The organism is Algoriphagus sp. (genome assembly GCF_046296635.1).
In the GTDB taxonomy this organism is placed as follows: domain Bacteria; phylum Bacteroidota; class Bacteroidia; order Cytophagales; family Cyclobacteriaceae; genus Algoriphagus.
Window position 1 is genome coordinate 61,297 of sequence record NZ_JBKBKZ010000025.1, and the last position, 19,818, is coordinate 81,114.

Consider the following 19,818-nt stretch of genomic DNA (forward strand, 5'->3'; position numbering starts at 1 on the left):
CAGTCCGTTGTCCTGCTTCTCCAGAAGCTGGACGGATGTTAAATTAATTTCCCGCTGATGATCGCTGATTGCTGACGCAGATATGCGCTGATTTTTGGAATTGATTTTTGAGGTTTGATTTGACGTAACTCCCCCTTGGACCAGAATGATAAATTGGACGAAAATGTGAATCAAAGGGGGTAGGGGGATTTGATTTCGGATTTCGGATTTCGGATTTTTTTCGCGCTGATGGTCGCTGAGGCTTTCATTGACCTGCTTTCCGCAGGTTTTTGCTGATTTATTACTCTATATTTCGGACATATATTCAAAAAAATCCGCGCACCTCTGCGCAATTTTTCAGCGGCTATCTGCGGGAAATCTTTTTTCACTAAAAAAATCATTGTCTATTTTTAAATTCAAAAAATCAAAAAAATCAGCTTTTTAGCCTAATTTTAGAGCATGGGCACGCTATCAGGCAATATTCTTCTTTTTTATGGAATTCTTTTTCTAACTAATGTGCCCGCATATTTTTTCGGGTTGAGGTTTGTAGGTAATGTACCTAAGAAGCGACTTTGGTTTGAACCTCCTGGATTTGTGATTCCGATTGTTTGGGTTTTTTTATTTCTTTTATTGGCAATTCTTAGGTATAAACTGGTATCTATCGAAGCCAACTCCCTCGCCAATTTGACCATTGTATTGGCCGTAGTTTGTGCCAGTTATGCCTACTATACGCTTGGTTTGGAAAAACTTACCGGAATCTCAGCTCTGAAATTTGGACTTTTTGGGAATGTGCTCGTTATTTTTGTGGCGCTATGGGTAGGAGTCACTGTTTCTGAATTTTCAATCAACCTTTCCTACCTGGTTTTCCCTATCGTGGCTTGGACCTTTTATGCTACGATGATTATTCTCGGTCAACTTCGTTTAGCTAGGGCTTAGATTCATTTGACTTTTTATCAAAAAGAAAAATAAGTAAACCAAGTCCGACAATTCCCAATCCAGCAATGCTTTCCCAAGGTCGATCCCAAAAAAGGTAAACCATTACTCCTGAACTAAATGTGATGTAGATATACTGAATCCAAGGTTTTAAAGGACTTTTGAACCCGATCTGCTTTTTGATTTTTAGCGAAGAAAAAACCGTAATCGTACCCATCAGTTGCAAGACAAAACCTGCATAAAGCATGATCTGCTCAAAAGAACCGGAAAGGAATAAGATCAAGCTAATCCCGGTATTTAAAAAGATTGCCCGAACTGGAATACCATTTGAATTGACTTTGGAAAGGGGCTTCCAGAGTTTGAAATCCTTAGCCATTGCATAGGTTACCCGTGGTCCGATCCAAGAATATCCTGAGATGGTGGCTATCAATTGGACTCCGATAAATACGCTCACCCAAAGCGCTCCCGTCTTCCCCAAGAGGTTGGCAAATGCAATGTCGGCTACTTCCACTTTTCCTGAAAGTTGGGCAATCGATGCATGCTTCAAAAAGACCAACTGAAGTAGTACATACACCACCATGACCGAAAATGTAGCCCAAATCAGGGCTTTAGGTAGATTTTTCCCGGGTTGATCTACCTCCTCGATAATGTAAGCGGCAGAATTCCAACCCGTGTAGGCATAAAAAACATAGATCAAAGACACGGCAAATCCAGGCATGATGACCTCTTTTTGCCAAGTATTGGAGAAGTCAAAGGAGGCATTTTCCAAGGTAGAAGCAAAAGCAAATCCCAAAAAGATGAGGACAAAAACAAAGATGATTTTGATCAAAGTCAGGGTATCCTGAAACTGGGCAGATCGGCTGACTGAGAATATATGCGCAATAGGCACAGCCAAAAGAAAGAACAAACCGGGATAAATGGTATTTCCAAAAAGTGGAACTAAATACCCGTTCATCGCCATTGCAGCGATTGCTATCGGTGCAGAAAAACCAACTGTAAGTGAAACCCAAGCATACAAATACCCAATTGATGGATGGATAGCTTCGGAAAGAAAGATGTAATCTCCGCCTGTTTTCCTGAAATGGGTGCCCAATTCCGCATATACGAAGGCACCGATCAAAGCCATTATTCCTCCAATTATCCAAAGTAAAAGGATGGACCAGGTGTTTTGAACTTCCGCCAACTGAAATCCCAAACTTGTAAATACCCCAGTTCCGATCATATTAGCGATGACCAGTCCTGCGGCAGTTTTCCAAGAGATTTTATTGTCAAGCGCCATCAAAGAAAAGTATGTTTACCCTTGGATTTTGTTTGGTAAAACAAACAGTTTTTATTCAGATTCTAGATTAGATTTTTATTTATTTATCGAATAAGCAGCGACTTTTCCATAAACAAAAGAACGATCTTCAAATTGAATCTTTTTGCTGAGTTCGGGATTTTTAATGACTTGGAAGCATAGGTTTGCTGGTACATCTCTGGGAATCATTAGATTTCTTTGCTACTACTTCCTTTGGAAGGTCATTAAAAGTGACTTTTTCTATCCATTGACTAACCCTTTCTATTTGTGTTCCGGAGTGGTTCATAGGGCTGGGGGAAATCTCTATGATGAGTTAGGCTAAATAAGGAATAGTACTTGGTTTAAGGCTCAAAGCCTTAATTTTTCGGGGTTTCGAGAGTTGTTCCAGAATCGGAGAAGGTAAATTTTGGTTTTATAAACTCTAAAAAAAAGTGTGACTTGTTTTGTAATTACCACTCTACTTGAGCCTTCAAAATTAGTCTTTTCAAATGCCTCTGGGTGAGTTTTAATAAAATGAATTTTAGAATAAACTTGGTCAATAAACTTTTCAGCGGAACTCGCAGACCATTTCACTATTAAATAGTCAATAATAGAATAATAATCCCCGATGGCTTTTTTTGACCAGATGACTTTCATTCTAATCTTTAAAAAGGTTGGGATATTTTTCTCTAGTCATTTTCATAACATCCTCATGAGAAACACCCCCTTCATTTTCAAGTGATTCAATGCCTTCTTTAATAGCTATTCTTTCTTGATCTGAAACAATGTAGATTTTGTCTGAATCATTGGAATTTTTCAGTTCCATTAAATAATTAAGAACTGATTGATTTTCAAGATTTGTGATCCAATCAATTAAATCCTGTTTTTCTCCTGCTGTAATCATGACTTTTATAATTTTGATATAAGTTAAAAATTATTCCTTGGAATGATTTGGTTATAAACGAAAAAAGCACCCCGAAAATTCAGGATGCTTTTAGTCTGAGGCAATATTTAAACTTAGATTTTTTCTACTTCACCTCGACTTCGCTCGGTGACCGTGGTAGCTTAAAATAGAGAGGGGTAAAATGCGGCGCAGCCGAATTTTACCCCTCTCCTCAAAAATTAAACTCGGTGGCTGAGCGAAGTCGAAGCCATTACTAGATCATTAAATGGTATCAGTTAGATGACCTTTTTCCACTACTTCTTCACCGTTTCAAACAAATCAATCGGAGTGGCTTTTACTTTCTCTTCAAAAGCTTTCCAATCCCCATTCATGAATTTATTGACCTCAGTAATCGCCTCATCAGCGGATTCCTTGGCTTGGGTAAAAAGTCGCTCTTCAGTTGCACCCGGAGCACCAAAACTTGAATTAGCGTAGCTACGTGGCACAAACTGACGGGTCATTGTAGTAGGATAGAGGTTCCGCACAATTCCTTGACCTTCTCTTGTTGGTCCGTAGAAAGCTTCTCTGGTCTTGTCCAGTTTCTTCTTGATGTCTTTGGTCGCTTCCGCCAACGCTTTTGCCTCTGGAGTTGTGATATCCTTGATCATTGCATTGACCTTGTCGATGGTCTTCTGAGCATCGTTCAACCTGGTCGTTGCAGCTGTGACTTCTGATGAAAGGGCTTCATTCTTCTTAAGGAAAGCTTCCTTCGCCTGAAGATCCGCAAGTTTCACATCAATTCTAGGGTCCATATTTACCTTGATTGAAGTCTCCGAAGAATCAGCACCATAAATAAAGACTGCCTTATAAGTGCCTGGAAGTGCACTTCCTCCACTTGGTTCATTGAAGCCAGCACGACGTCCGCCTCCTTGGCCACCACCAAATCCACCGGTCATTTCTGCCGTAGATTTGCGGTCAAGATTCCAAATGATTCGATTTACACCTTTTTCAGGAAGTGTTTTCAAGGTTCTGATTTGCTCACCGGAAGCATTATAAATTTTTACTGTAACAGAATCGAGTTTTTCCTTATTGTCATTGATTAGGTAGCTCATTCTTCCACCAGTTGCGCGGTTTTCACCGGCATATTTTGCATCAGCCATGAATCGCTCTCCGTGTGCTCTTTGAGTTACCGCCTGATACGCTTCAGGAGCAGGGAAAGCAGTGATTTTGCCTGAAGGAATTTTCCCTCCATTCTTAGCAAAAGCTCGTAATGGTCTGATGTCGTCCAAGACATAAATCGCACGTCCGAATGTACCGATGACCAAATCTGCTTCTCTTTCCTGTATTGTCATGTCATAGGTAGAAACAGCCTTCGGATAGCCATGTTCCCACTTATTCCAAGTTTTTGCTTTGTCAAAAGAAACATAAAGTCCGAATTCAGTTCCCAAGAAAACCAAGTTTGGCTCTTCAGTATCTTGCTTGATCGAAAGGGTATAACCCCAAACTTTGCTGTCATCCGCAATTCTTGTGAAGGTCTTTCCGTAATCTGCGCTATGATATGCGTAGGCAGCGAAATCGTTGTTTCGGTAGTTATTGGCCACTACCCAAACTTCGCCTGCATTGTATTGGGAAGCCTGAACCTGTGGAATCCATGAAGCCTTAGGCAAACCTGTAAGTTTGGCTGCTGTGTTGGTCCATGTTTTTCCTCCATCCTGAGTGACTTGAAGATTTCCGTCATCAGTTCCCACCCAGATCATATTTTTGTCAACTGGACTAGGTGCAATTGCAATTATTGTAGTATGATTTTCCGCACCTGTGATATCAAAGGTCAAACCTCCCGTCATCTGCTGACGCTGCTTGGTGGAATCGTTAGTCGTCAAATCTGGAGAAATGATCTCCCAAGTTTCGCCTGAATCTGTTGACTTATGTAGGAATTGAGATGCATAATAAACGGTGTTAACATCATGAGGATCCTGAGCGATGGCTGCATTCCAGTTGAATCTCAGAAACACATCTTTGTCAGGATGAGTCGGTCGGATGGTTCTGTTGTGACCAGTCAGCTTGTCAAATCGGGATACATTTCCTCCTTGAGACATAGTATATCCGTAGCGTGAGTTTGCCGGATGCGATACTACATCGAAGCCGTCTCCGAAAGAGATTTCTTGCCAATAGGAATTTCTGATTCCATCCACTCTCCAATGATAGGCTGGACCGGTCCAAGACCCGTTATCCTGCATTCCACCATAGATATTGTAGGGAATTTCATTATCTACATTGACGTGATAAAATTGTCCCACCGGAATGCCTTCAGCAAAGTACCAAGTTTTACCCATATCACGGGAGATGTTCAAACCTCCATCATTTCCTTCAATCAGAAGATTGGGATCATTAGGATTAATGTACCAGGCATGATGATCAGGGTGTACACCTTCATAGGAAAGGAGTTCTCTGAAGCTTTTCCCACCATCTTCCGTGATGCCTACCCGAGAATAGAGCGTGTAGAGGCGGTTTTCATTTTTTGGATCTGCGTGAATTTCAAAATAATAGAACGGTCTGTCCCCAATTTCTCCTTTATCATTAATCATGGTAAACTTTTCTCCACCATCTTCAGATACGTATAGTGCATTTTTAGAGGACTCAATTAATGCATAGACTTTGCTGCTGTTTGCCTTGGAAATTGCCAGGCCCATTCTTCCCAAGTTTCCTTTTGGAAGCCCGTTGTCAGTAGCATTAAGTTTTTTCCAATCATCTCCGCCGTTATGAGTAACATATAGTCCTGATGATTCTCCACCTGACTCAAAAAACCATGGATAGCGTCTGTGCTGCCACATGTTGACGAATATTTTATTTGGATTATTTGGATCCATGATCATTTCCCCTACACCGGTTTTAGTGTCGATGTACAGAATTTTTTTCCATGTTTTTCCTCCGTCAGTGGTCTTGTAGACGCCACGATCTTCCTGCTCACCCCATGGCGAACCTATCGCTCCTACGAATACTGTATTTGGATCGTCAGGATGAACAATGATTCGGTGGATTGCTCGAGTTTTTTCCAAACCCATCATTTGCCAGGTCTTACCGGCATCCATGGATCTGTAAACTCCATAACCCATGTTTAGAGAGTTGCGGGGATTTCCCTCACCCGTACCAACCCATATAATATTTGGGTTTTTCTGATAGATGGAAATAGCACCAATAGAATGGACTTTTTCATTATCAAAAATCGGCTCCCAAGTGATACCTCCTGAGGTAGATTTCCAGAGTCCACCTGAAGCGGATCCTGCATACATTATATTGGGGTTGTCATGGATCGCATCGATGGCTGTAATTCTGCCGCTCATTGCTCCTGGTCCGATACTTCTGGCTTTCATGGACTTAAACATGTCCATGTTGACTTGTTGTGCTTCAATTCCGAAACTGAACAAGACCGCCAAAATCAATAAGTAGATTTTTTTCATCTGTTATATTTGATTTAGTGGTTTTCTTTTACTCTGGTAAATAAGTCAAAAACAAGGATTCAAGGTTTGCTTTTTATTCGAATGGAAAAGTAGGAAGCATGAATATTCAAATTCAATTTTTTACGGCTGGTTTGGGCAATGCAGGAGATTTCTTTTTCTTTAGGAAAAATTAAATCGATATGATTACAAGTTTCACGAAGCCTCTTATCGGGCTTTTTCTTTTTGTGGGAATCTCGGTAGCTCAAGGGCAAACTGGCAGATTCCAACAAGCAGTACAATACAAAATGGACGTGAACATGGATGTCCAAACCAATCAATTTACAGGTGAGCAAGAGTTGACTTACACGAATAACTCAACTGATACCTTGACTCGGGTGTTTTATCACTTGTATTTCAATGCGTTTCAACCAGGTTCGATGATGGATGTGCGATCTAGAACTATCGCCGATCCGGACAGAAGAGTGGCGGCACGAATCTCTAAGTTAAAGCCTAATGAAATTGGCTATCTGCACACCAAAAGCTTGACAATGAATGGAAATCCTGTGAGGTTTAGGGAGGTGGAAACCATCCTTGAGGTGGATCTGACAGAGCCAATTCTTCCAAATTCCAGTGTGACTTTTCAAATGGAATTTGAAGGTCAGGTGCCGGTTCAAGTGAGAAGATCGGGTAGAGACAGTGACGAGGGCGTTCGCTATTCCATGGCGCAGTGGTATCCCAAGATGGCTAACTATGACGAGCAAGGATGGCATGCCAATCCTTATATCGGTCGGGAGTTTTATGGGATTTGGGGAGATTTTGATGTGAAAATCACGATTGATAAAAGCTACGTCTTGGGTGGAACAGGATACCTTCAAAACCCAAATGAGATCGGACATGGCTATCAAGATGAAGGGGTAAAGGTTCCAACAACTGCAGGAAAGACCCTGACTTGGCATTTCAAAGCTCCAAGGGTTCATGACTTTATGTGGGGAGCTGATCCCAAATACAAGCACAACAAAGTGTTGATGGCGAATGGAATTACAGTACATCATTTCTATATCCCAGGCCCAAAAACCACTGAGAATTGGGAGAAGCTAAAAGAATACACGCCAAAAGCGATTGATTACTTGTCCAAAAACTTTGGTCAGTATCCTTACAAACAGTTTTCTGTCGTGCAAGGAGGAGATGGAGGAATGGAATATGCGATGTCCACTTTGATCACAGGGCAACGACCTTTGGGGAGTTTAGTTGGAGTTATGGTTCATGAGTTGGCCCATAGCTGGTTTCATGGAGTTTTGGCAACAAACGAATCACTTTACCCTTGGATGGATGAAGGATTCACGAGCTATGCAAGTAGTCTGGCAATGGCAAGTATTTTTCAGGAGAGTTCTGAGCCCTTACGCGGATCGTATTCGGGATATTATAGGCTAGCTAAGTCAGGAGTTGAAGAACCGATGTCCACTCACGCAGATCACTATCATACTAATTCAGCATATAGTGCTGCTGCTTATTCCAAGGGTGCCGTTTTCTTAGCTCAGTTAGGGTATGTAATTGGTGATAATGTGCGGGATCGAGCAATGCTCCGATATTTTGACACTTGGAAATTCCGACATCCAAATGTGAATGATTTGATCAGAATCATGGAAAAAGAAAGCGGTATGGAGTTGGATTGGTACAAAGAATACTTTGTGAATTCTACCAAGACGATCGATTATGGAATCAAGGGAGTAAAGGCAAATGGGAACAATACCGAGATTTCTTTGGAAAGAATTGGCCTGATGCCGATGCCTGTAGACTTGGTGATAACCTATAAAGACGGAACTTCAGAATCAATCTATTTGCCTTTGGTGATAATGAGAGGTGAAAAAGCAGTTGAAGAAGGAATGCCAAATAGAATTCATACTGAAGCATGGCCATGGACTAATTTGACAAAGACATTGGTACTTACAAAAAATCTAAGCACTATAAAATCTGTAGAAATAGACCCAAGTAAAAGGATGGCGGACCTTCAGCCAGAAAATAATAAAGTGGAGTTTTAGGCTCCACTTTTTAACAAAATCCTTAATAAAAAAAGGTGGCTTTTGGCCACCTTTTTTATTTTGAATTAACCTTCGTTTTTCTTGTTCTGTACTTCAGTACGAATCTCTTGCGCTAGGTTTTTAAGGTCTTGCATTCCTTTTCTCACTCGAGTTCCGGCTGCTTGGTTGCCTTTCTCATAGAATTTCTCAAAATCGCCTTCTAGGCCCATTACGAGATCTTTGACTTCACTAAATCTGCTCATAGTAAAAGTTTATTTTTAAGGTTGATGATAAGTTTATTATGGTTCAATATAGGTCAAATACTTTCTAATTCAATCCAGAGGGCATTTTTTTTAATATTTTTTTTATTCTAGGATTGAAAGTGCCAATTCTGAATTTTTGTAGAAGCCACTTGTCAGCTTGTCTTTTACTGCAGCGAAAGCTTGGATCGTTTCCTCGACGTCCTCCAAGGTATGAACAGCAGTTGGTATTAATCTCAAGATAATCATGCCTTTAGGTATCACCGGATAAATTACCACTGAACAAAAGATGCCGTAATTTTCTCTCAGATCTTTAGTAAGTGCCGCTGCTTCGCCTACAGTGCCATTGAGTACAACTGGGGTCACAGGCGAGTCTGATCTACCGGTGCTAAATCCATTATCATGAAGCCCTTTTCTTAATGCTTCTACTATTTTCCAGAGATCATCCTTCAATTTTGGCTGTGATCTCAACAATTCCAGACGCTTTAAGGCACCTTCCACAAGCAACATTGGAAGTGATTTGGCAAAAATCTGAGAACGCATATTATATCTCAGATAAAGGATCACATTGGCGTCTCCTGCGATGAAAGCTCCGATAGAAGCCATGGATTTTGCGAAAGTAGAGAAGTACAAATCAATTTGGTCTTGTATGCCTTGTGCTTCACCTGTTCCGGCACCGGTTTCTCCCATGGTACCGAATCCGTGAGCATCATCTACCAGAAGTCTGAATTCAAATTTTTTCTTCAGTTCAACTATCTCCTTTAGCTTTCCCTGATCTCCAGTCATTCCAAAGACACCTTCGGTAATCACAAGGATCCCTCCGCCGGTCTCAGCGGCAAGTTTGGTAGCACGTTCTAACTGTTTTTCACAGCTTTCAATATCATTATGAGGGAAAACATAACGTTTTCCTATATGCATCCTCAACGCATCTATGATACAGGCATGGCATTCGGAATCATAGACAACCACATCTTTACGATCCAAAATGGAATCGATTACAGACATGATTCCCTGATATCCATAGTTAAGAAGATAAGACTTTTCTTTTCCTACGAACTCAGCCAATTCATCCTCCAATTGCTCATGGAGATTAGTCTGTCCAGACATCATTCGAGCCCCCATAGGGTAGGCTGCCCCCCATTTGGCAGCGGCATCTGCATCGGCTTTGCGTACTTCCGGGTGATTGGCTAATCCGAGGTAATTATTAAGACTCCATGTGAGTACTTCTTTCCCCTGAAATTTCATTCTGGGGGCAATTTCACCCTCGAGTTTTGGGAATGAGAAATAGCCGTCTGCAAACTCAGAGTGTTTGCCCAAAGGGCCCATATTCGTTTTTAATTTTGCAAATAGATCCAAAGCAGTATTGAATTTAGAGTTCCTTATTTAAATGGGTTTTCACCCAATTCGTCAAAAATAAACTTTTACCCGCTGCAAACCAAAAATCCAAAGAGAAGGCCCGCTATTCTTCTAAAATCGGGCAAGAAGTGAGCGTCACACAGAGGAATAATTGTGTCCATGTAAGATTGTCCCGAAACCTGTATTCCCGTGACAGACAGGTTCGGGAAAGGTCATCTGCCAACTCAAATCAAATAATTACAGATAAAAGCTCAGATTAATTTACTTATTTCGCTTTCAGCCTTTGGGCTAACCCAAATAATTCTCAAGAGAAAAATGCCAAAAATTAAAAAACTTTTAGTCGCCAATCGGGGAGAAATAGCGCTTAGAATCATGCGTACCGCTCAGGAAATGGGTATTTCTACGGTTGCCGTTTATTCTGAAGCAGATCGGCTTTCCCCTCATGTGAGGTTTGCAGATGAGGCGGTATGCCTCGGTCCACCACCATCGAATCAATCCTATTTATTAGGTGATAAAATAATCCAAGTTTGCAAAGAGCTCGGGGTAGATGCCATTCATCCGGGTTATGGTTTTCTTTCAGAGAATGCCGAGTTCGCTAGAAAAGTCTCTAAAGCCGAGTTAATTTTCATTGGACCATCACCAGATTCCATTGAAGTAATGGGGTCGAAACTTGCCGCAAAACAAGCTGTAGCCAAGTATGATATTCCGTTGGTTCCAGGGACAGAGGAAGCCATTTCTGATATTCCTGTTGCTAAAAAGAGAGCAGCTGAAATCGGCTATCCCATCTTAATTAAAGCATCAGCTGGTGGCGGGGGTAAGGGTATGCGTATTGTTGAATCTGAGTCAGAATTTGAGGAACAGATGAATCGGGCTGTTTCCGAGGCCCAATCTTCCTTTGGTGATGGAGCGGTTTTCATTGAAAAATTTATCACTTCACCTAGACACATTGAGATTCAAATATTAGGAGACCAGCATGGAAATACGGTTTATCTCTTCGAAAGGGAGTGTTCGATACAGCGTCGTCATCAGAAAGTAATCGAAGAAGCACCTTCGGCTGTGGTCACGCCTGAGATGAGAATGGCTATGGGAGAGGCTGCGGTAGGAGTGGCGAAGGCATGTAATTATTATGGTGCTGGCACAGTGGAATTCATTGTCGATGACAAATTAAATTTTTATTTCCTAGAAATGAACACCCGTCTCCAAGTGGAGCATCCAGTTACTGAAATGATCACTGGAAAAGATTTGGTGCGGGAGCAAATCCTAGTAGCAGAAGGAAATCCACTTTCTTTTGCCCAAGAAGATCTCAAAATCCACGGTCATTCCGTCGAAATTCGGGTTTATGCCGAAGATCCTAAAAACAATTTCCTGCCGGATATCGGAAAGTTGATCACTTACAGGAGGCCGCAAGGTCCCGGAATACGGGTAGATGATGGTTTCGAAGAGGGAATGGACATTCCTATCTATTATGATCCGATGATCGCCAAACTGATCACTCATGGCGAAAATCGCCAAGATGCTATTGATCGGATGATTCGGGCTATTAATGACTACCGAATTACAGGAATCCAAACGACACTTGACTTTTGCAGATTTGCGCTTCAGCATGAGGCTTTTGTTTCCGGGAACTTCGATACAAAATTTGTAGAGCAGTATTTCACTCCTGATAAGTTGATTTTCGAATTCACTGATGAGGAAAAGGAATTGCTGGCGGCCTTGGCAGTGGAGTTTTTTCAAAAGGAAGAAAACATAGTGAACCCTACTCAACCGCTAAATGCTATCCCAACCACCAACTGGAAAAACCGACTGGTCTGATGGCAGAAATTTTACCGCTTAAGGCTTGGAGATATAACGAGTCACTTTCTGAAAATCTGGAAGATTTGACAGCACCACTTTTTGACGTGGTTTCGGCAAAACAACGGGAAATGCTCTACGCAAATCCGCTCAACAGTATCCATCTTTCTGTTCCTCAGGGAGAAAATCCTGCTGAAAATGCTCAAAGGATCCTCTCAAAATGGAAAGAAACAGGTGTTCTGCAGCAAGATCCTATTCCAGGAATTTATATCTATTACCAGTATTTCCGGCTTCCCGGAGATCATGAGGAGCGTTGTAGAAAGGGCTTTATCGCACAGATTAAAGCATATGATTGGGAAGAAAATCAAATCCTGCGTCATGAGAGTACGATAGTCTCCGCTGTCAATGATCGGATCGATTTATTGAGTGCTACACAGATTCAAGCGAGCCCTACGCATGGATTGTATGAAGATGAAAGCACGGAACTTGAACTTTACATGGACGCTGCAATTGCTTCTCCCATTTATGAATTGGAGGATTACCAAGGAGTGCGAGAAGTGTTGGGAGTGATTCACGATGCAAAAGTAATTTCGAGGTTTTTGACTGTTTTGGCCGATAAAAAAGTGATTTTGGCAGATGGACATCATCGATTGGAAGGTGCTATTGAATATAAGAAACTTCAGCAAAATGCTTTTTCGGAATCTAAATGGAAAGGATCGGATTATCACCTGATGTATCTGACCAATGTGCACGGAAATCACCTAAAAATTCTCCCAACCCATCGGCTTTTTTATGGATTGGAAATATCCGAAACCGAAATTTTGGATAGAATTAAAGAATGGTTTGATGTCCGGATTTTTGGTGATGCTGATGAATTGGTTAATTATACATTTCAGCGAAAATGGTCATTCGGCTTGATCCTTTCGGAGGAAGCTTATGTGATTAAATTCAAGCAAGACAAATTTGACGCAGTTCGACCTGAATTGCCTGAAGCGTTGAGGAATCTTGATTTGGTCATTTTACACTATATTTTATTCGAGAAAATATTGGGTTTGAATGCCGAGCAACAACGGAATTCAGATCAGCTGGCCTTTGAACGTAATTTTTCCAGATGTGTGAGAGAGGTTCGAAACAACAAGGCGAGCTTTGCGATAATCACCAGAGAAATCGAATTGGAGCAAGTGTTGGAGGTGTGCAAATCGGGTGCTGTGATGCCTCAAAAATCTACTTACTTTTATCCCAAGGCATTGGGAGGAATGCTTTTCGGAAGTATCAAACAAGAAGAATTTGAATTTGAATATGGAGCCTTTTTTGAGCAAATTAAAAGATAAGAAAATCATTTTGGCCTCAAATTCCCCTAGAAGGCAAGAGCTTTTGAAAGCCCTTGGGGTTGATTTTACTGTAAAAGTTCATCCCGTTGATGAGACTGTTCCAGTGGATTTACCGGCTGAATACGCAGCGGCATACCTTTCCAAACTCAAAGCTGAAGGGTTTCCATTTCCTTTGGAGGAGGGTGAAATCCTGATTACTGCTGATACGATTGTAATTGTAAGGGGAAAAATTCTTGGTAAACCCAATTCCGATTTGGAAGCTTTTGAAATGATCAGAGGTCTATCCGGTACGACTCACACGGTGATCACGGCCGTGACTTTGAAAGATTCCAAAAGACAAATCACCGTAGAAGATGAAGCGAAAGTGACTTTTCGGTTTTTGGAGGAAGATGAAATCTGGTATTACGTCAGAAATTTCAAGCCTTTTGACAAAGCAGGAGCCTATGGTATTCAGGAATGGATTGGATTTGTAGGAGTGACGGGAATCGAAGGTTCGTATTTCACGGTGATGGGTTTTCCGCAACACTTGGTGTATCAGCAGCTGAAGAAGTGGTGACACAAACTTCGTTATTCATCATTCAATGTTCGATGTACAATATTTAATATTTCTTTTCACTGCGAAGGACGCAAAGGAACGCAAAGAATTTTCACCAAATAGAGGAAATATGAGAGTAAAAGGGTTTTGTTTTATCCCATTTATAAATTTTTTTAGCTCACAGATGACTCAGATGAGCACAGATAATCTTGGTAAATCCTTTTTCCAGTCAGATTGAATAATAGAAGTTTTTGACTCTTGTAGCGATCATAAACAGATTTCCGTTTTAAAATATGATTAACAAATATCTTATTCGAAAAACCTTAAACTTTCTTTTTGCCATTGCCACCGCATGCATTCTGCTGTCGAGATGTCAGTCTGATATGGAACCTATTGATTGTTATGAGATTGAGGTGATCGGACCTGATCGATGTGGGGGTGGATTGCTAGTATCCGTCAAAAATTCTAAGGCTCTTGGTGAAACCATTACCTATTATGACGGGAATTCATATTTAAATGTAATTCGAGTTTTCACTTTGGTTACCGTTCCTGAAGCAAATACTGGATTTATTCGGATTAGAGATTTTGATCCAAATACCGATGAAAACTTTTCTGGTATTTGTTTAGCCCTCTATGCACCATTTCCAGTACCGATTAAAGTAGCTACTTTTTGGAGTGAAGAGCCTTGTTGATAGCAAACACCTCTTTTTGCCATAAAGAACTAAAGCCACTAAGTTCTTTTAAATTCTAGGCTCACAGATAACTCAGATAGGCACAGATGGTAATAAAAAAAGAAGAAGCTTGTTTTAGGCTTCTGCTTTTTTCTTGAATTATTAAAGTTCTAAATGCTGAGAGTTAGGGTAAACAAATCCTTTGTGCCCTCTCATTTTTCCTATGTGGTCTCCGTGGTAAAACTATCCAGTGGTGAAAATTATTTTTTTATCGGAGACTCGTCACACTCCACATCTCCTGCCACATACTGCAGTCCATCTAAGAAGAACCGTAGCAAATTAGGATTTTCGAAACTTTGAGCATTGTGAGAAGGGGAGGCGTACATGACCTTTCCTTTGCCTTCGGTTCTGATCCAAGCGACATAAGTTTTACCTTCGGTCAATTCTTGACCTTTGCGCTGACTTTTGATTTCTGCATTATTGAAATACAACAAAGGTTTGAAATCCAGTTCGGAATAAGCGTTTTTGTAGAAATAAGGTTCGTCCACATGGTTGAAACCATCTGCGGGAAATGCCTGAACTAATGGGTGATTTGGGTCTTCCAATCTCACTTGAATGGTCTGCTGAGGGGGATGATAATCGAAACTTCCACCCATTAAGCGACTGAAATCCCAAGAATTATTAAGCATCGTATTGCCACCATGAAGGATTAATAAGCCACCTCCTTTTTTGACAAACTTTCTTAAGTTGGCCTCTAATTTCAATGCCTGTTTCATGACTACAGCAGAATCAGCCCCCGATTCTTTGAGTTTATCCCAAAACAAATTTCGGTGGTCTGGTTTTGAATTAGTATTGTTCAAGACAAGAACATCGAATTTCTTCAAGTTTTTCAGTTCCATAAGAGAAATGTCTTTGCTACCTGTTACGGAAAAGGCTCCGCTTTTTTCGCCGAGGATTTTGATCATTTCTTCTGTGTGCGGTCTCACCCAATGATCAAACCCTGTATGGAGAGAAAAGACTAATACCTTTTTCTTTTTAGCTGGGAAAGTGGCTTTATCAGGAGCCAAACCCTGAATTTTGTCTTTCCATGCTTGATCTAAAGTGACTTCCGGTAAACTTTGTGCACAGGCAAAATTCAGAGAAAAGATGGAAACGATTGCGTAGAAAATAATTCGCTTCATAGGTTATTGGGTTCAGTGGGTGGATTCTTTCTTATAGTTTTTAATAACTTGACTTCCAAAGCCCCAATAACCTGAATTTCCCATGTGTATCAAAAGATTATTCCTTCCCCTCTTCATATTTTCCCTTTTTTCTACGCCATCGTTTTCGCAAAAAGTAAGTTTAAAAGAAACACCTGTTGGAATTGATTTCCTGATTGACAATCAGCGTGTCTTGACTTATCAAACTGCTACAACGGACGTACCTGACGGAGTAAAAGCAGACTTCAAAAAGTCCGGTTTTATCCACCCTATTACTTCGCCAAGTGGTCAAGTACTTAGCCGAGTGCAGCCACCTGACCACTATCATCATTATGGTATTTGGGGACCTTGGACTCGGGCAACAATCAGTGGGAGAGAGGTTGATTTTTGGAATTTGGGAGATGGAAAAGGGCGAGTGGATTTTGCTAAAGTTCTTTCCAAAAAAGTAGCCGGAGGTGCCGCAGAACTCAATGTCCGACAAAATCATCTTGATCTCAAGGCTCCGGAAAGTGAAAAATTGGCTATCGAAGAAGATCTTCGCATCAAGGTAAAGCCTGCCGACAAGGGCAGATACATGGTTGATTACACTACAACGATTTTCACAAAAATTCCCGGTGGAATTCTGTTGGACGATTACCGATATGGCGGTGGAATCGGTTTTCGTGCCACTGAGCTTTGGGGCGATGCCAACAGTAGCATTTTGACCTCAGATGGGAAAACCAGAAAAGATGCCGATGGATCCTATGCGAAATGGATTATCGTGAAAGGCAAAACTGCCGACAAATCCGGTCAAAGTGGAATCCTTTTCCTCAGTCACAATACCAACAAATCTCATCCCGAACCTTTACGTGTTTGGCCCCTTGGTCAATATAATGGCGAAGGAAATGTGTTTATTGAGTTTTGCCCGATCCGACATGAATCTTGGGAGATTCAGCCTAATGAGCGATATTCCTTAAAATATAGAATGATCGTCTTCGATGGAGATCTCACAGCTGAAGAGGCTGAGGCCTACTGGAGAGCTTTTGTTAAATAATTTGAACCCGATTTAATCTGATAATACATTATGGAAAGAAGAGATTTTATGAAAAAATCCGCATTGGCCACTGCCGCATTCGGATTCCCGACTATCGTCCCTGCCTCAGTTTTTGGAAAAAATGCGCCTAGCAATAAAATTAACATTGGACAAATAGGTTGTGGTAGAATTGCGAGAGAGCATGACCTTCCTGGAACTTGGAGACATGATGTCGCCCGTATCGTAGCTGTTTCCGATGTAGACAGCAAGCGGATGGCCGATGGTAAAAAGCTGGTAGAGGAATATTACACCAAAAAGCTGGGCGAGAAATACATGGATGTGAAGCAGTACGGCGATTATCGTCAGATGCTCCTGAATAAGGATATCGATGCAGTGATCATTTCCACTCCAGATCATTGGCATTCTCAGCCTGCAATGGAAGCGGCTTTGGCAGGAAAACATATTTACGTCCAAAAGCCTACCTCACTGACTATTAAAGAAGGCCGACAATTGGTCAATGTGGTCAATAAAACTGGTGTTGTCCTTCAGTTGGGAACTCAGCAGAGATCCAGTGAGCAATTTAGAATTGCTGCTGAATTGGTAAGAAATGGCCGAATTGGAAAGCTTCATACCGTACGAATTGGACTTCCAGGGGATCCTGCAGGACTTGCTGCGCCTGCCATGCCGATACCTTCCAATTTAAACTTTGACATGTGGCTGGGTTCAACTCCCCAAGTACCTTACACCGAGATTGGCGTTCACCCACAAAACGATTACAGTCGTCCGGGATGGTTGAGACATGAAAATTATGGAGCCGGGATGATCACAGGTTGGGGTCAACATCATTTTGACTCTGCCGCTTGGGGTATGGATACAGAACTGACAGGTCCCCGATACATTGAAGCTGTTGCAGAATTCCCAAGGTCAGGTCTTTGGAATGTTCACGGCGACTTCATGGTCAAAGCTGAATATGATAATGGTATCGTGATGCTGACATCCGGAGGCTATCCTAATGGCATCCGATACGAAGGTTCTGAAGGTTGGATTTGGGTCTCAAGAGGAAATTATGTTGCCTCTGCTTCAGATCCTGTTGCTCAGGGAAATAGCGCCAAAGCATTGGATGCTTCTGATCCTAAAATCCTTCAGTCAGTCATCGGTGAAAATGAAATCCGATTGATCAGAAGCAAGGAACACCATGGCAACTGGCTGGAAGCTATTCAGGGAAATGCCGAATTATTATCTCCGGTAGAAATTGGTCATCGATCTTGCTCAGTTTGTTTGGTCAGTCATGTTGCAATGAGACTGGGTAGAAAATTAGCTTGGGATCCTGTCAAAGAAGAATTTATCAATGATGCCGAAGCCAATTCACATTTGAGCAGACCGCAAAGAGCTCCTTGGGGAACGGATTTTGTGAAGGGGTAAAGAGGGTCGGATGTCAGATGACCGATGACCGATGCAGGAGGCCATTAGTAAGAGGTGAACAGTGATTGGTAAGTTGTATCGTCCATAAAAGCGAAGCTTTTAACCTCTGTGTTCTCAAAAACTCACTATGTCGATTTAGTTCTGAAGTTCTAAATTGGTTAATACCTCGAATAACTTTATTCTCAGTGAACCCTGCTTGTCGGCAGGCAGGTCTGTGGTAAAAAAAATAATTAATATGCATTCATCAAAAGTAATTTTTGGGGCCATAGTGGCCCTTTTTCTCGTTTCCTGTAATACCTCAGAAATGAAAAACGAAACTTCTGAATCAGATTCAAAAGTGAGAATCATGACGCTCGATCCTGGTCACTTTCATGCCGGATTGATTCATAAGTCCATGTATCCCGTGGTGGATTCGACCATTTATATTTTCGCACCCGATGGGCCTGAATTAAAAGATCACTTGAATCGAATTGCTAGCTACAATAACCGGGAAGTAGATCCGACGGCGTGGAATCTTGAAGTATATACCGGTGTGGATTACCTCAAAAAGATGATTTCCCAAAAGCCGGGTAATGTGATGATGGTGGCGGGTAAAAATGATCAAAAGATCGATTACATCCTTGCAGCAGTGGAAAATGGAATCCACGTCTATGCTGACAAGCCTTTGGTGATCAATCCCGAAGGTTTCCAGAAGCTCAAAAAAGCTTTCCAAATCGCAGGGAAAAAAGATCTCTTACTGTATGATATCATGACCGAGCGATTTGAAATCACGACGTTGCTACAGCGGGAGCTTTCGATGATTTCTGATGTTTTTGGTGAATTGGAAAACGGAACTCAAGTAAATCCAGCAATCACTAAAGAGTCCATCCATCATTTCTTCAAGTATGTTTCCGGAGCTCCTTTGATCCGTCCGGATTGGTTTTTTGATGTGGAAAAAGAAGGGGATGGGATCGTTGATGTGACAACTCACTTAGTCGATTTGATTCAATGGGAAGCATTTCCGGATGTAACTTTGGATACAATTGATGTTCAAATGCTTTCTGCAAAAAGATGGGCAACGAGCATGACTTTGGACCAATTCCAAAATGTGACTGGAAAATCAACCTTCCCTGATTTCCTTCAAAAATCCATGAAAGGTGATGTTTTGGAAGTCTTTTCCAACGGAGAAATGAATTACACGCTCAAAGGTAAACATGCTAAAGTCAGTGTGATTTGGAATTTCCAAGCGCCTGAAGGAAGCGCAGATACACATTACAGTATGATGCGTGGAACCAAAGCAAATCTGATTATTCGTCAGGGGAAAGAAGAAAACTACCGACCGGCATTGTATGTGAAATTACTTGGTTCGGATCTGGCCAATTTGGAAAAAGCGGTGAAAGAAACCCTTCAAGTAAAGTATCCGGGGATTGATCTCCTGAAAATGCCGTCAGGTGAATATCAAGTGATCGTACCAAATTCCTATCACAATGGACACGAGGCGCACTTTGCACAAGTGACCGAGCGGTTTTTGGAATATTACCAAAATGGAAAAATGCCGGCTTGGGAAGTACCAAATATGATCACGAAGTATTACACTACGATTTTGGCAAGAGAGTTTGCGTTGAAATGAATTATGATTATCCGCTACTATGCCAGTAAATCAAAATGGCCTCGACTTCGCTCGGCCACCGGATTTCAGGTTATTAAAGGGAGGGGAGGTATATGCGGCACAGCCG

General features: G+C 41.5%; 16 protein-coding genes. 9 read left to right on the forward strand and 7 right to left on the reverse strand.

Annotation, left to right across the window (positions count from 1 at the left end; genetic code table 11):
* Nucleotides 1-438 precede the first annotated feature (438 nt).
* On the forward strand, nucleotides 439-915 hold the full coding sequence (locus ACK4HU_RS16615) for a tryptophan-rich sensory protein (RefSeq protein WP_409808642.1): 477 nt from the start codon (nucleotides 439-441) through the stop codon (nucleotides 913-915).
* Here the strand turns inward: ACK4HU_RS16615 and ACK4HU_RS16620 are convergent.
* The 4 genes from ACK4HU_RS16620 to ACK4HU_RS16635 all read right to left on the reverse strand — a co-directional run bounded on the left by ACK4HU_RS16620 (nucleotide 905) and on the right by ACK4HU_RS16635 (nucleotide 6,529).
* Nucleotides 905-2,191 carry an APC family permease gene (locus tag ACK4HU_RS16620; protein WP_409808644.1) on the reverse strand — a complete coding sequence of 429 codons (1,287 nt, stop codon included), beginning with the start codon at nucleotides 2,189-2,191 and terminating at the stop codon, nucleotides 905-907. The genes ACK4HU_RS16615 and ACK4HU_RS16620 overlap by 11 nt on opposite strands.
* A 366-nt stretch (nucleotides 2,192-2,557) precedes the next feature.
* Nucleotides 2,558-2,845 (reverse strand): type II toxin-antitoxin system RelE/ParE family toxin, encoded by a 288-nt coding sequence (locus ACK4HU_RS16625; protein ID WP_409808646.1) that lies wholly within the window; start codon nucleotides 2,843-2,845, stop codon nucleotides 2,558-2,560.
* A gap of 1 nt (nucleotide 2,846) precedes the next feature.
* On the reverse strand, nucleotides 2,847-3,092 hold the full coding sequence (locus ACK4HU_RS16630; protein ID WP_409808647.1) for a hypothetical protein: 246 nt from the start codon (nucleotides 3,090-3,092) through the stop codon (nucleotides 2,847-2,849).
* A 293-nt stretch (nucleotides 3,093-3,385) separates the two neighbouring features.
* On the reverse strand, nucleotides 3,386-6,529 hold the full coding sequence (locus ACK4HU_RS16635; RefSeq protein WP_409808649.1) for a VPS10 domain-containing protein: 3,144 nt from the start codon (nucleotides 6,527-6,529) through the stop codon (nucleotides 3,386-3,388).
* A gap of 179 nt (nucleotides 6,530-6,708) precedes the next feature.
* Between ACK4HU_RS16635 and ACK4HU_RS16640 the strand changes: the two genes are divergently transcribed.
* Entirely contained in the window at nucleotides 6,709-8,547 is a 1,839-nt protein-coding gene (locus ACK4HU_RS16640) for a M1 family metallopeptidase (RefSeq protein ID WP_409808651.1), read from the forward strand.
* Between the two features lie 65 nt (nucleotides 8,548-8,612).
* Here the strand turns inward: ACK4HU_RS16640 and ACK4HU_RS16645 are convergent, their stop codons facing one another.
* A complete protein-coding gene (locus tag ACK4HU_RS16645; protein WP_409808652.1) occupies nucleotides 8,613-8,789 on the reverse strand; it encodes a histone H1 in 177 nt (58 codons plus the stop codon).
* 102 nt (nucleotides 8,790-8,891) lie between these two features.
* Nucleotides 8,892-10,142 carry an aminotransferase class I/II-fold pyridoxal phosphate-dependent enzyme gene (locus ACK4HU_RS16650; protein ID WP_409808654.1) on the reverse strand — a complete coding sequence of 417 codons (1,251 nt, stop codon included), beginning with the start codon at nucleotides 10,140-10,142 and terminating at the stop codon, nucleotides 8,892-8,894.
* Between the two features lie 315 nt (nucleotides 10,143-10,457).
* Here ACK4HU_RS16650 and ACK4HU_RS16655 point away from each other — a divergent pair, with 315 nt between their 5' ends.
* The 4 genes from ACK4HU_RS16655 (at nucleotide 10,458) to ACK4HU_RS16670 (ending at nucleotide 14,491) form a co-directional block, all read left to right on the forward strand.
* Nucleotides 10,458-11,954, forward strand: coding sequence for an acetyl/propionyl/methylcrotonyl-CoA carboxylase subunit alpha (locus ACK4HU_RS16655; RefSeq protein WP_409808656.1), 1,497 nt, complete (start codon nucleotides 10,458-10,460; stop codon nucleotides 11,952-11,954).
* On the forward strand, nucleotides 11,954-13,264 hold the full coding sequence (locus ACK4HU_RS16660) for a DUF1015 domain-containing protein (RefSeq protein ID WP_409808657.1): 1,311 nt from the start codon (nucleotides 11,954-11,956) through the stop codon (nucleotides 13,262-13,264). The genes ACK4HU_RS16655 and ACK4HU_RS16660 overlap by 1 nt, the downstream gene beginning before the upstream one ends.
* Nucleotides 13,245-13,820: a Maf family nucleotide pyrophosphatase gene (locus ACK4HU_RS16665; protein WP_409808659.1), complete on the forward strand. Its 576-nt coding sequence runs from the start codon at nucleotides 13,245-13,247 to the stop codon at nucleotides 13,818-13,820. Before ACK4HU_RS16660 ends, ACK4HU_RS16665 begins: the two co-directional genes overlap by 20 nt.
* Nucleotides 13,821-14,092: 272 nt before the next feature.
* Nucleotides 14,093-14,491 carry a hypothetical protein gene (locus ACK4HU_RS16670; RefSeq protein WP_409808661.1) on the forward strand — a complete coding sequence of 133 codons (399 nt, stop codon included), beginning with the start codon at nucleotides 14,093-14,095 and terminating at the stop codon, nucleotides 14,489-14,491.
* A gap of 239 nt (nucleotides 14,492-14,730) precedes the next feature.
* Here the strand turns inward: ACK4HU_RS16670 and ACK4HU_RS16675 are convergent, their stop codons facing one another.
* Nucleotides 14,731-15,651 (reverse strand): ThuA domain-containing protein, encoded by a 921-nt coding sequence (locus tag ACK4HU_RS16675; RefSeq protein WP_409808662.1) that lies wholly within the window; start codon nucleotides 15,649-15,651, stop codon nucleotides 14,731-14,733.
* Nucleotides 15,652-15,733: 82 nt separating this feature from the next.
* On the opposite strand from ACK4HU_RS16675, the gene ACK4HU_RS16680 reads away from it, so the two are divergent.
* From ACK4HU_RS16680 to ACK4HU_RS16690, 3 genes are all read left to right on the forward strand, one after another.
* A complete protein-coding gene (locus ACK4HU_RS16680) occupies nucleotides 15,734-16,702 on the forward strand; it encodes a PmoA family protein (protein ID WP_409808664.1) in 969 nt (322 codons plus the stop codon).
* Between the two features lie 30 nt (nucleotides 16,703-16,732).
* Nucleotides 16,733-18,103: a Gfo/Idh/MocA family protein gene (locus ACK4HU_RS16685; RefSeq protein WP_409808666.1), complete on the forward strand. Its 1,371-nt coding sequence runs from the start codon at nucleotides 16,733-16,735 to the stop codon at nucleotides 18,101-18,103.
* A gap of 304 nt (nucleotides 18,104-18,407) precedes the next feature.
* Nucleotides 18,408-19,712, forward strand: a complete 1,305-nt coding sequence (locus ACK4HU_RS16690; RefSeq protein ID WP_409808668.1) for a putative oxidoreductase C-terminal domain-containing protein — start codon at nucleotides 18,408-18,410, stop codon at nucleotides 19,710-19,712.
* Nucleotides 19,713-19,818: the final 106 nt, after the last annotated feature.

Coding starts and splice junctions, on each gene's coding strand:
- ACK4HU_RS16670 (WP_409808661.1), top strand. CDS start 14,093: ATGATTAACAAATATCTTATTCGAAAAACCTTAAACTTTCTTTTTGCC.
- ACK4HU_RS16615 (WP_409808642.1), top strand. CDS start 439: ATGGGCACGCTATCAGGCAATATTCTTCTTTTTTATGGAATTCTTTTT.
- ACK4HU_RS16655 (WP_409808656.1), top strand. CDS start 10,458: ATGCCAAAAATTAAAAAACTTTTAGTCGCCAATCGGGGAGAAATAGCG.
- ACK4HU_RS16675 (WP_409808662.1), bottom strand. CDS start 15,651: ATGAAGCGAATTATTTTCTACGCAATCGTTTCCATCTTTTCTCTGAAT.
- ACK4HU_RS16625 (WP_409808646.1), bottom strand. CDS start 2,845: ATGAAAGTCATCTGGTCAAAAAAAGCCATCGGGGATTATTATTCTATT.
- ACK4HU_RS16620 (WP_409808644.1), bottom strand. CDS start 2,191: ATGGCGCTTGACAATAAAATCTCTTGGAAAACTGCCGCAGGACTGGTC.
- ACK4HU_RS16640 (WP_409808651.1), top strand. CDS start 6,709: ATGATTACAAGTTTCACGAAGCCTCTTATCGGGCTTTTTCTTTTTGTG.
- ACK4HU_RS16660 (WP_409808657.1), top strand. CDS start 11,954: ATGGCAGAAATTTTACCGCTTAAGGCTTGGAGATATAACGAGTCACTT.
- ACK4HU_RS16680 (WP_409808664.1), top strand. CDS start 15,734: ATGTGTATCAAAAGATTATTCCTTCCCCTCTTCATATTTTCCCTTTTT.
- ACK4HU_RS16645 (WP_409808652.1), bottom strand. CDS start 8,789: ATGAGCAGATTTAGTGAAGTCAAAGATCTCGTAATGGGCCTAGAAGGC.
- ACK4HU_RS16690 (WP_409808668.1), top strand. CDS start 18,408: ATGAAAAACGAAACTTCTGAATCAGATTCAAAAGTGAGAATCATGACG.
- ACK4HU_RS16685 (WP_409808666.1), top strand. CDS start 16,733: ATGGAAAGAAGAGATTTTATGAAAAAATCCGCATTGGCCACTGCCGCA.
- ACK4HU_RS16635 (WP_409808649.1), bottom strand. CDS start 6,529: ATGAAAAAAATCTACTTATTGATTTTGGCGGTCTTGTTCAGTTTCGGA.
- ACK4HU_RS16630 (WP_409808647.1), bottom strand. CDS start 3,092: ATGATTACAGCAGGAGAAAAACAGGATTTAATTGATTGGATCACAAAT.